Origin of the sequence: Anaerocolumna sp. AGMB13025, assembly GCF_029689925.1 — a bacterium.
In the GTDB taxonomy this organism is placed as follows: Bacteria; Bacillota; Clostridia; order Lachnospirales; family Lachnospiraceae; genus Anaerocolumna.
In genome coordinates, this window is record NZ_CP121445.1 from 4,610,053 (window position 1) to 4,622,429 (window position 12,377).

The window sequence follows — 12,377 nt, forward strand, 5'->3', positions numbered from 1 at the left end:
ATTATAGGATTTATATGAATTTAATAATGATTTATATTAATTAAATATGGATATGTAAATTGTAAAGTTACCGTAAAAAATCTATGGCAATTCTATAGCAGCTATCTTCCATTGACCACTGTATTGCTTCAAATGAAAATGGGACTTCACGATATCTCCCTCTAAGGATTCCTCCGTAACCTCATATACACCTTCTCCCTCTGTTTCATCAAGCTTTGTTATTGTAAGGTCAATCTCCCTATAGGTCAATGTATTAACACTAAAACCCAATTTAATACCTTTAAGCTTTGGATCTAAAAGGAAGTAATCCCTTTCCATACCTGCTTCCGTAACCATACAGGATGCTTCAATATAGGCTTTAATAACCTCCTCCGGGGTGCCAGGATAAAAGAAGCTATTTTTATCATTATCGTAACTTAATTTACGGCTGACCTTATCCGATAAAAAGTCTGAGTATTCGATTACCGTATGCTGTTCAACATCTGTATATTCATAGTATGTAACATTATCCTGAGTACCATCGTTATCATAATCAAACAACTCACACCTTCCATATGCGGTAGCTCCAGGGAAGTTGATAACTATACATTCCGGTAATGACCCGTCATAATCATATATAAAATAACCACTGGCCGTTTCAGCATCATGTACTATATTTATAACGATATATTTTTTACCTGTTCGATCAAGACTCCTGATATCTGCACCAGTATAATTATGTCCGACCGAATAGTTATCTACCAGCCTTCCAAGATTTTGATAGGCTTTGCCATCCATATCAGAAATAAGGTATAAGTCTCCTGAAAAGTTCAGTATACCTTCCTCTTTTCCATCTCCGTCGAGATCTCCGGAACATAATAATTCTTTTTTCACCTTATCATAGGGTAAGTCTTTCAGATATTCAGAAAAGGGGTTATCTACCACCGAAAGCATATATTCTTTAAAGCTTAGATACCCATTGATTGCACAATCAGAAACAGTTCTGTTATTTGTATCACAGGTAACTTTAATATCAATTCGATTGCCGGTATCCTTAATTTCATAGGACCAGTAACCGTTTGCATTGGCAATTTCATTAATAAATTCAAAGAAATCCCCTTTGTTCAGCTGATGTATAAAGGCATCCCAGTCGTTAATATTCAGGTAAAACACCGGGTAAGTGTCAATATCATATAATTCTACCCTGACAAGTTCACCAAAACTATATTCGGAATCCTTAATTACATTTTTAACCGGATGATTCCAGTTCTCAACATCATCGATAGCTGTTGATAGTATCCTCACAGACTGATCTGATTCCAGACTGTACTCAACTGATTCGCCAGACTGACCGCTGGTTTCATGGACTTCCTCGTTTGCATCAACCGTTATTTCCATTGTATTCCCGGTTGGTTTATCCAAACTGTCTTGCTTCTGAACTAACTCTGACGACACAGCTGCCGGCTCTTCTATGGCTTTTTGTTTAATAAGCATTACCGTACCAGCTGAAATAATACAAATTACTAATAATATTCCTCCCAACAATAACGCTCTCTTCATCTGCTCTACTCCCCACCATATTATTTATCTGCCGTAAGATTGTTCTTTCCCATTCAAACAGATTTTCCCTTTCTTACAGAGTATTTTAGCATATAATTACGGTGGTGTGAAGCTCTTGCATGGAGAAAATTGTCTAATTTTGTTACTTTTGTTAAATTTCACCCGAATCGTTTAGTCCCTGATACTTATACAGCCGCTGCACGTTCGCGGGTCTCCTTCCGGTATGCGGTAGGTGACATCCCCCTTTTCGCGGTAAATTGTTTGATAAAATATGTGTCATATTCAAATCCGGTAGAACGAGCAATTTCGACCAGACTCATATCCGTATGGGTCAGAAGATCCCCTGCAACTTTTAGGCGGTACAAAAGCAAATACCCCATAGCCGTACTTTGACATCTTTCCTGGAATAGCTTATTTAGTGATACACGGTTTAAATGAGCACATTTTGTTAAATCCTCCAGCGTGATTTTACCGGGATAATTGGTATGGATATATTCCAGAACCAAATCCACCGGAGTTTGTCCATTCTGGCGATTTATATTCTCAAGGAGTCCCAGTATCTGAATAAGATACCTTTTAATTCTGCATACCCAGAGGCAATCACTATGAGCATTTACCTCTGTCCCCAGTACAAAAAACCATTCAAACAGTTGGGGATAAGACTTCTCTGTTATCTGGGTCACTCCAGAATGTATACTGTTTCTATGAAAAAGAGATAGACCAGTTTGAATCCTTAATTTATTTGATAGGAAATCCTGTGATTGGGAAGTCCGGACTGAAATTAAAAAATCTGAATCAAAACAAAAAGAATGTGCAGAAATGCTGTCCATCTCAGAAACCTCCAGCCTGTCGGCTTCTGTCAGGCAGAGAATCCCTGGTGCACTAACTTTTATGGGTCGTTGGTTAAGTATCCCTTTTATGGTCCCATTGGTAATTAAGATCAGTGTAAATCTCTGTGTATAAGGAATTGAGCTAAAATCCTCAGCTGCAATAAATTCAATATTTACGGTTCTGTTTTTATATTGGTCAAATTGTGGCATGATTTCCTCCCGACAGATAGTATAGTCAAATACTTCATTTTTAACATTGTACCACAAAAAACCAAAGATTATAATATTATCGTGTTAAGGCGATATACTAAAACTTAATAGTAATTAGCATTAGTATCTGTAACCTATGAACTTGCTTTACGGCAATTCATCTAAACAATATAACTTCAGGAGGAATAAATTATGGCAGTAAAAGTGGCAATTAATGGATTTGGTAGAATTGGGCGTCTTGCTTTCAGACAGATGTTTTCGGCAGACGGTTATGAAGTAGTTGCAATCAATGATTTAACCAATCCCAAAATGTTAGCACATTTATTAAAATACGATTCCGGTCAGGGAAGATATGCTTTGGCTGATCAAGTTGAAGCAAAAGAAAATTCTATCGTGGTAGATGGGAAAGAGATTCAGATCTATGCCAGCAGGGATCCAAAGGAGCTTCCCTGGAAAGAATTAGATGTGGATGTTGTTTTAGAATGCACCGGGTTCTTTACTTCTAAGGACAAAGCAGCCGCCCATCTTAGCGCAGGTGCTAAAAAGGTAGTAATCTCCGCCCCGGCCGGCAATGATTTGCCAACTATCGTATATGGGGTTAATGAAGCCATATTAACCAAAGAAGATACCATTATCTCCGCGGCTTCCTGTACAACGAACTGTCTGGCACCGATGGCAGACACACTGAATAAATTAGCTCCCATTGAAAAAGGGTTCATGACTACCATACATGCCTACACCGGTGATCAGATGACCCTTGACGGTCCTCATCCCAAAGGGGATTTAAGAAGAGCCCGTGCAGCAGCCGTCAACATCGTTCCTACTTCTTCCGGTGCTGCCAAAGCAATCGGGCTTGCCATACCGGAACTTTCCGGTAAATTAGATGGTGTGTCCCAGCGGGTACCGGTAAAAACCGGTTCCATAACCGAGTTGGTATCTGTAGTGAATAAAACGGTAACCAAAGAGGAAGTAAATAGTGCCATGAAAGCCGCTGCTGACGAATCCTTTGGCTATACGGAAGAAGAACTGGTATCTTCTGATATTATTGGCATTACTTACGGCTCCTTATTTGATGCTACCCAGACCAAAGTTACTCCCCTTTCGGAAGGAAAAACTTTAGTAAAGACCGTATCCTGGTATGATAATGAAAATTCCTACACCAGCCAAATGGTCAGGACGATTAAGTACTTTGCTGAATTGGGTTAGTTGATATACTTGATAAATCGGTATTGCAGTAATTAAGAAAACACAGATTTTTTAATCTAGGTTAATAGCTGCTTTTTAAGCTTTTTCAGTAGTAATAAGGACTATGTCCCGTTAATGCATTTTGCATAACAACGGGAACATAATCCTTATCTTCTGTTACATTATTGTTTATAGAACAAATCCTTTACAACCTGTTTTTCCTTTATATAGTATGTTCCCTTACAATAATAATTGATTTTTATTTTTGATTTTCCATCCTATCTGTTTTCTCATTGTAATCTTATATCTGTATTCATTATAATCTTGTATCCCATTTTCCAACAAAGGCATCTACGGGACTGATTCCCTTAAATTCGGAACGACCTAATAATTTATCAATTACTGCTTTTAAGGTACTGTCTTTTAATTTATAGGCATTGATAAAAGTTCTGATTCTTGGCGCATCCAATAAATGATAAGGATTCGCAAAGGAAATAAAGATAGTTGGAATAGCTGCCTGGAAGTTGGGGCAGTTAGCACCCATAGGCTGCGCCCATTCTATACGGACAGTGGTCTGATTACTCTTTGTAATCAGGTTTGCAACATAAACCAACAGGTCATATTTATCAACCATATCAAGGTGTGATACGGAGAAACCTTCCTGGAAGCTTTCTACTGGTTGATATACGCTTACTAAAAAGCCTTCTTTTTCAAAAGCCTCTTTTATCTTTTCAATGTTTTCATTGCCGCCGCCCATATATGCATTGTCACCGGTAAACATGGGATAAAGAAGGATTCTCTTATATTTATTCACATCAATAGGAACAACTGCCTGCAAATTCTTAACTAAGGTAGGAGCGCAGTCCGCAGTCTGAAGTTCAATCTCCTTATGTTCTTTGCAACCGATTACCTTTTTCGCTTCTTCTACATTAGGGAGTAATGTTCCATCTTCTTTTTTCTCCGGTAATTTAAGAGCTGCCTTCGTAGCAAGAATTCTCATAACTGCTTCGTCCAGTCTTTCTGGAGTTATCGTACCATTCTTAACTCCGTCTTCCATGAACTTATAATCCTCTTCCAGATTCTTAGCAAAGAGGAACATATCACAGCCTGCTGCAATGGTATAAGGAACTGCTTTATCACGGGCCATAGGTATACACATACCTGCCATGGTGGTAGCATCTGTTATAATTAAACCATTAAACCCTAATTGATCTCTTAATAACCCGTTTAATAATTCAGGAGCTAAAGTAGCAGGCATAATATCTTCATCTTTAATACCTGGCACTAATTTCCTGGAATATTCCGGCTGCATAATATGACCAACCATAACTGTAAGCGCACCTGCATCTATACAGGCCTTATAGGCTTCACCATAAGAAGCGTCCCATTCTTCACAGGATAAGGAGTTAATGCTGGTTACCAGATGCTGATCTCTCTCATCTACACCATCTCCTGGAAAATGCTTGATGGAAACGGCCATACCCTGTTCCTGAACCGCCTTAGTATAAGCAACTCCACAGTCACGAACCAGTTTTGGGTCAGAACCATATAATCTGGTTGCCATAATTGGGTTACGGAAATTGTAATCAATATCAATAACCGGTGCAAAGGCATAATTCGCACCTGCGGCAAGTCCTTCTCTGGCGCAGACATAACCTTGCTTTCCTGCAAATTCAGGATTACCGGTGGCACCAATCATCATATTAGGACCGATATTCGTGCCTTCTGCTATCATTCCATCACCGCCGGCTTCAAAATTGGCAGAAATGAGCATAGGAATTTTAGATTCCTTCTGCAGATAGTTAATGGCTTTGCAGCATTCTTCTAATGGCATGGGACGTCCCATAATGCCACCGATTTTATATTTGTGTACCAGCTCACCCAGATATGCTTCATCACTGCTATACATAATAAGATGGAATAACTGTCCGATCTTCTCCTCCACGGTCAGACCTTCCAACGTACTTTTAACCCATTCTGCCTGCTTTTTTGTTAAGTTAAATGGGTTCTTCCTCAATACATCATAATTAATCATTTTTGACCTCCTGCAATTTTTTAAGAATTTCTTCTATAACAATATTTTTAAAACCTGGTAATAAAAGATCCGCTTCCGGTAAATTTTCTACCGTTCCAATACCCACAGCAAGCATTCCGGCATTATGGGCTGCTTCAATTCCTGCGGCAGCGTCTTCAAATACAATACAGCTGTCATAGGGCAGTTTCAAAAATTCTGCACCTTTTTGGAATACCTCCGGGTCCGGTTTTGCCTTTGAGGTAACTGTTCCATCTATGATTTCATCAAATAAGTCCATAATACCCAGTTTTTCCATAATCAGTCTTGAATTCTTACTGGCAGAACCTAAGGCTATTTTATAACCATTCTTTCTGGCATCTGTTAAAAACTCTCTCACACCCGGCAGGATTTCTTCTGCTTTTAATTGATTAATATATTCCAGATAAATATCATTCTTTTTCGCACAATTTTTTTCTTTCTCTTCTTCAGACATGGTTACCCCGCCGATTTCTAAAACAATTTCGAAGGAACGCATACGGCTGACACCTTTTAACCGTTCATTATCTTGTAGGGTAAAATCTATATTTAACTCATCAGCCAGCTTTTTCCACGCCAGAAAGTGATATTTTGCGGTATCCACTATCACACCATCCAGATCGAACAATAATCCTTTTATCTCTTTTTCCTTGACTTTTTCCTGCACACTTTACCTCCTTTAATATAATTGCTATCTATAGATTATAATATTTTACAGTTTCACACAAGGCTCTTATTTACGTAGTTTTCTGTATTTTTTTATTATTTATCCGACATTAATCATTAGATATAAAAAAATAAATCTTAAATTATTACAGTTGTATTTGAGTAAAATGAAATAATTTGGTATAATAATTTAATACATGAAAAAATACAGGATATAAATCGGAGGATACCCTTATGGCAGACGGCTTAAAAGATACGCATGAAACGATTGAATACAGTAAAAACTTACCCATTAAACTTTTCTGTCAACGAATCGGCACCGTAGAAAAACACTGGCACAGAAGTATTGAATTACTTTTCGTTCTCTCCGGTACCCTTACGGTCCGGGTAGAAAACCATAAATATACCTTGCATGAAGATGATATTCTGCTCATTAATTCCGATCAGGTACATGATACGAACAGTGAAGATTGTATACTGGTATTGTTACAGATGCGTCTGTCCCGATTTCATTATGACGGACTCAATTTAGAAGCATTGTATTTTGACTGCAATTCAACTACAAAAAAAAATAATGAAGCCTTTGACCAGCTCAGAGAAATCATAGCCAGATTAATTCAGCTAAACTCCGGCTCATCCTATTCTCAATTACTAAGATTGTCTTATGCTTATCACATCCTATACCTGTTATTGCATAATTTCCTTTCCCAAAGCCCCAACAGAAGCCGTCCTCCAAAGCATATGGAGCGGTTAAAACGTATCATCCGTTATATAGAAGAGAATTACCAAAACGATATCTCCCTTACAGAAATCGCAGAAAGAGAGGCTTTAACACCTCCTTATTTATCTTCTTTTTTTGAACGGAATATGAATACCTCACTGACAAGTTATATTGCTAAAATCAGATTAAACCACTCTTTCTCCTATCTGCTGGACACAGAGATGTCAATTGAAGAGATTGCAGGGATCTGCGGCTTTCCCAATCAACGATCCTATGCGGTGCTTTTCAAAAAGCAATATGGTATGCTTCCCAGCCAATACCGGAAAGCAAATCTTTCCGCTGAAAAGAAACAGAATTCTCTTCCAATGAATACACCCGCCCAGTATTTGAATCTGGAGAAATATGATTTTTATGAGAAACTTTCATCCTACCTAAACACACAGCCCCCGGTACCACTTGCCAATCCGGCTTTAACTGTCAGTTATACCTTTGACACCAAAAAAACAGTAAGTTTAAAAAAACCTTTAAACAAAAACTATCTGAATTTCTGTTCCGCCGGCCGGGCAAAAGAGCTATTAATTGGCAGTATACAGAATATGTTACGGATTCAGCAGGCGGAAATAGGCTTTCGGTATATTAAATTCCATGACATATTCAGTGATGAACTTATGGTCTACAGAGAGGATTTAAAAGGAAATCCTTATCACAATTTTGTTATGTTGGACGAGGTATTTGACTTTTTAATAAATATTGGGCTAAAACCACTGATACAACTTTCCTTTATGCCCAAAGCCCTGGCTAAAAATCCGGATTCGGTTATATTTGCTCTTCCCTTCTGTATCAGTGAACCAAAAGATGACAGCAAATGGTCAGGTCTGGTTACTGACTTTGTTAACCATTTATTAGCGCGATACGGTTTTCATGAAGTATCCCAATGGATATTTACCTTCTGGAATGAAACTATGACGGGACATCCTTTTGATTTTGTTGATATGGATACTTTCCTGAGGTTATATAAAATTACATATGAAAGTGTAAAAAAGTGTAATCCTGACCTCTTAGTTGCCTCCACTTCTTATGTAAGCAATACCTTTCCTTCTGAAAACTATAACCTGTTTTTAGAGTTCGCCAAACAAAATTACTGCAAGCCGGATGCATACCTGTTTCATTTTTATCCAATCCCAAATTATTCAGACATGGTATCCGACAAGGCCTTTAACACACTTTCCCTGGATTTAAGCGGAATGCTTTCAAAAGACCCGGATTCCTTTGGCAGATATCTAAAAATGCTAAATGAATCTTTACCGGATCGGGATAAGCTTCCCCTTTATATTACGGAATGGAATTTTAGTTCCTCCCACAGAGAATGGCTTAATGATACCTGCTATGCCTCTGCTTATATTGCCCGTAATATTTGCAGGAATCATGAGCTGGCGGAGAGTTTCTGTCATTGGACTCTTACGGATTGGATTGAAGAATTGGACTTTCCGGAGGAATTATTTCATGGAGGAATTGGGCATTTTACAAAGAATGGTATCAAGAAGCCGGCTTATTATGCTTATCAGTTTTTATCAGAACTTGGTGATGAATTTTTGGCAGAAGAGGAAGGAATTTTTATTACGAAAGACCGTGAAACTTACCGTATCCTTTTATATAATTACTTTGATGTATCCGAATCTTATTTAGAAGGCTTTAATTTTAATATGAGTTTTAAAAACCGATATGAAGTATTCCCCGATGCCGCAGACAAACAGTTTAATCTGGAACTAATCGATGTGGAAGAGGGAACTTACTTAATTACTGAAAAAATCGTCAATAGGCATTACGGAAGCTGTTATGATAAATGGGTGGAGATGGGCTCAACCCCATTAACTACACTGGAAGAAATTAATACATTACGTGATTTATCAAGACCTTTCATAAAAAAATCGCAAATTGCTTCTGACGGACCCGTACTCCATTATTATGGAAGTCTAAAACCTCATGAGATACGGCTTATAATTTTGCAGAAATGCGGCAGGTAAAAATTCTTCCCATTATTGTACTTAACATATCTATAAGAATTATATTACTTCCATTGCCTTAAGGTCAAAAATCAGCCTTTTAATTGTATGGACTACACAGCATTAAGGTACAAGATCAGAGTTTCATTAATAGAATCTCAAAATAGTACTATTATTTGACAGAATATTTAAAGCCAATAACTCCTGTCATGTTATATAATATAAAAAACTTATAGAATGGGGGATTTTATGAACGATTTTATATATACGACATCCATAGAAAAATGGGATACCTTTGAAGCAGTCCTACCTGGGTTTACGAAGGGAAATCCTTTTGCAGATTATACTATTACTGGCTATTTTAAATCCAGTTACGAAACTAAAACCGTAGATGGTTTTTATGACGGTAATGGTAACTATATTGTTCGGTTTATGCCATCTTTTGAGGGAGAATATCAATTTATTATTAATGGTACTTTTTCCTCTGTGGAATACAACGGGAGTTTTAGTGTAACCTCACCTTCTGCAGATAACCATGGTCCGGTCCGGGTTGCTTCTAATCTTCATCTGATTTATGAAGACGGAACTCCCTATCACAGTCTTGGTACCACCTGTTATGCCTGGACCCATCAGTCAGCAGCGCTCCAGGAACAGACTCTAAAAACTTTATCGGAAAATGCCTTTAATAAACTGCGGTTTTGCGTTTTTCCAAAACACTACCTTTATAATTTTTATGAACCGGTATCTTACCCTTATGAAGGAACACCCTGTGATTCCACGGACCTGAATGAGGATAATTTTGTTTTATTCAGTGATAATAACACCTTTAAAGGAAATCAGTGGGACTATAAAAGATTTAACCCCTCTCATTTTCAAAATTTTGAAAAACGAATAAAAGACTTAAGAGATTTAGGGATAGAAGCAGATATTATCCTGATGCACCCCTATGACCGATGGGGTTTTAGCCACATGGGACCGGAAAATGAGGCTTTTTATCTTCGATATGTCCTTGCCAGATTCAGCGCTTATCGAAATGTGTGGTGGTCCCTGGCCAATGAATATGATATATTCACTCATAAATCCATTGCTGATTGGGAAGCTAATGCGAAAGAAGTTTATACTCATGACCCTTATAACCATCTGCGCTCCATACACAACTGTTTTGAGTTTTATGATTTTAACCGTCCCTGGATTACCCACTGCAGTATCCAGCGGCTTGATCTGTATAAAACCGCAGAATGTACCACCGAATGGAGACTACAGTATAAAAAACCGGTTGTACTGGACGAAATCGCTTATGAAGGTAACATCAATCATGCCTGGGGCAACATTAGCGGTCAGGAAATGACCAGACGTTTTTGGGAATGTTTTGTCCGTGGCGGATATCCGGGACATGGTGAAACCTATCAGCATCCGAAGGACCTTCTTTGGTGGTCTCACGGAGGAACTCTTCACGGTGAAAGTCCTGCCCGAATAAAATTTTTATCAGAAATAATGCAGCAGACTCCAAGTAATGGCTTGATTCCGGTCAAAGGGGAATGGGATGAGGTCTTAGGTATCGCTGACGGTGGAGCATATGCTATTCATTATTACAGCTTGTTTCGTCCGGGTTTTCGGACTTTTTCCTTTCCTCCGGACCAGGAATATGAGGTCGAAGTGATTGATACCTGGAATATGACAATAGAAAAGATGGGTCCCTTCCTTGGTAAGTGTAAGATTACTCTTCCTGGCAAAGAATTTATGGCAATACGAATCATAAAAAAATAACCTTCCTCAATAGAAAAAGCCATCTCAAAAGTTCTTGAGACAGCTTTTTCTATTTTTTATTATTTTAAATTTCTTTCTGAAAATACTACTCTTTTTCAACCACTACCTTGGCTACAACCGACTTGTCACCGCATTTAATGGTAATGTTTGCTTCTCCTGCTTTTAAAGGGGTATATACCCAGGATTCCTCTTCTGCATTATATTCTACTTTTAAAACTTCCGGTTTATCCGATTTAATAGTGACTTTATCTGTTGTATCCCCAGGTTCCACATTATAATATATATTGAAGTATTCATCCCCAACATAGGTTGAAAATTCTTCGGAATCTAAGGTAATACTTTCACAAGGAGCTTCCGTTACAACAATAGTAACAGTTCCGATTACAGTTCCCTGCTCTGATCCTTCTCTTACTATAACATCTGCTGTACCGTTTTTATTGGCATACAGATAATTATTCGTTCCGTCCTTGCTTAATCGCAATACATTATTATCCGGATTCGCTTCATCAAAATCTTTGATTGCAAAATAATAATTGGTATTCTCTTTTGGATAGCTGATTAAACTGAGTACATCCAGATTATTTCCTAATAATAATTCTTTTTTAGCCTCGGAAATTCCGGTATCTTTTATCTCAATTTTAAAGCTTCCGACTGTTTTGGTTTTCTTATTATAGGTCTCTTTTACAGTAACGGTGTAAGTACCCGCCTTTTTAGCCGTGAACTGATATCCGTAAAAATAACGGTCTCCTATAAAACTCTTAAGAACATCCTGATATTCTTTACTGTCTGAAACTTCTTTTACTTTTGATGCATCATATTTTACAACTTTTACGGTAAAGTCATCACTGTTTGATGTTACAGAATAGGTTGCATTCGGATTGCGGTATGTAATATTGAACATAGGATCCTCCGAACTATAATAGTCAGCGAGGTCAAATTTACCGCTTCCTACCGGGAATTCATTTTCATAATCACTTACTGTTAAGGCTGCATTTTTTACCGTAACTTTGCACTTACCAACCGTTGTTTTTTTACCCTTATAAGTCTGTGTGCAGGTAATTGTTGCACTTCCGGCTTTAACACCGGTTAAAAATCCTCCGGTCTTACCGATTTTTACGACAGCGGTGCTGCTGGAGGTAAATTGATAGGTTGCTCCTTTTACCGGGTTTTTAATGAAAAGTTTCTGTCCACCAGCAATTTCCCATGAACTGCTGTTCCAAAAAACCTTATTGTCTAATTTACCAACAGGTATTGTCATCGCTGTTGAACTTACAGCTGCTTTTTTAACTGCGGCATCTGCTACTGAGCCAGGCAGATTTAAATTGCCTGCTAACAGTGAACAGATTACTGCCAATAATACCATGAATCTTGTTGCCTTGATCTTTGATGTCCTCATAAGTTTTCTC

General features: G+C 38.0%; 8 protein-coding genes. 3 read left to right on the plus strand and 5 right to left on the minus strand.

The genetic code is table 11. The features are described 5' to 3' along the window. Positions 1-81 precede the first annotated feature (81 nt). Entirely contained in the window at positions 82-1,539 is a 1,458-nt protein-coding gene (locus tag QA584_RS19055) for a hypothetical protein (protein ID WP_278270689.1), read from the minus strand. 185 nt (positions 1,540-1,724) lie between these two features. Further along, positions 1,725-2,579: a helix-turn-helix domain-containing protein gene (locus QA584_RS19060; protein ID WP_278270690.1), complete on the minus strand. Its 855-nt coding sequence runs from the start codon at positions 2,577-2,579 to the stop codon at positions 1,725-1,727. 192 nt (positions 2,580-2,771) lie between these two features. On the opposite strand from QA584_RS19060, the gene gap reads away from it, so the two are divergent. Next, the gene (gene gap, locus QA584_RS19065) at positions 2,772-3,785 is read left to right on the plus strand and encodes a type I glyceraldehyde-3-phosphate dehydrogenase (RefSeq protein ID WP_278270691.1); all 1,014 of its coding nucleotides are present in this window, start codon (positions 2,772-2,774) and stop codon (positions 3,783-3,785) included. Between the two features lie 295 nt (positions 3,786-4,080). Here the strand turns inward: gap and QA584_RS19070 are convergent, their stop codons facing one another. Further along, positions 4,081-5,799, minus strand: a complete 1,719-nt coding sequence (locus QA584_RS19070) for a glycoside hydrolase family 3 protein (protein WP_278270692.1) — start codon at positions 5,797-5,799, stop codon at positions 4,081-4,083. Beyond that, the gene (gene pgmB, locus QA584_RS19075) at positions 5,792-6,481 is read right to left on the minus strand and encodes a beta-phosphoglucomutase (RefSeq protein WP_278270693.1); all 690 of its coding nucleotides are present in this window, start codon (positions 6,479-6,481) and stop codon (positions 5,792-5,794) included. The genes QA584_RS19070 and pgmB overlap by 8 nt, the downstream gene beginning before the upstream one ends. 233 nt (positions 6,482-6,714) lie before the next feature. Between pgmB and QA584_RS19080 the strand changes: the two genes are divergently transcribed. Both QA584_RS19080 and QA584_RS19085 read left to right on the plus strand, forming a co-directional pair. Continuing rightward, positions 6,715-9,225: a GH39 family glycosyl hydrolase gene (locus QA584_RS19080; RefSeq protein WP_278270694.1), complete on the plus strand. Its 2,511-nt coding sequence runs from the start codon at positions 6,715-6,717 to the stop codon at positions 9,223-9,225. A gap of 228 nt (positions 9,226-9,453) precedes the next feature. After that, on the plus strand, positions 9,454-10,971 hold the full coding sequence (locus QA584_RS19085; protein ID WP_278270695.1) for a DUF5605 domain-containing protein: 1,518 nt from the start codon (positions 9,454-9,456) through the stop codon (positions 10,969-10,971). An 85-nt stretch (positions 10,972-11,056) separates the two neighbouring features. Here QA584_RS19085 and QA584_RS19090 read toward each other — a convergent pair whose 3' ends face one another. Further along, on the minus strand, positions 11,057-12,367 hold the full coding sequence (locus QA584_RS19090; RefSeq protein ID WP_278270696.1) for a hypothetical protein: 1,311 nt from the start codon (positions 12,365-12,367) through the stop codon (positions 11,057-11,059). Between the last annotated feature and the right edge of the window lie 10 nt (positions 12,368-12,377).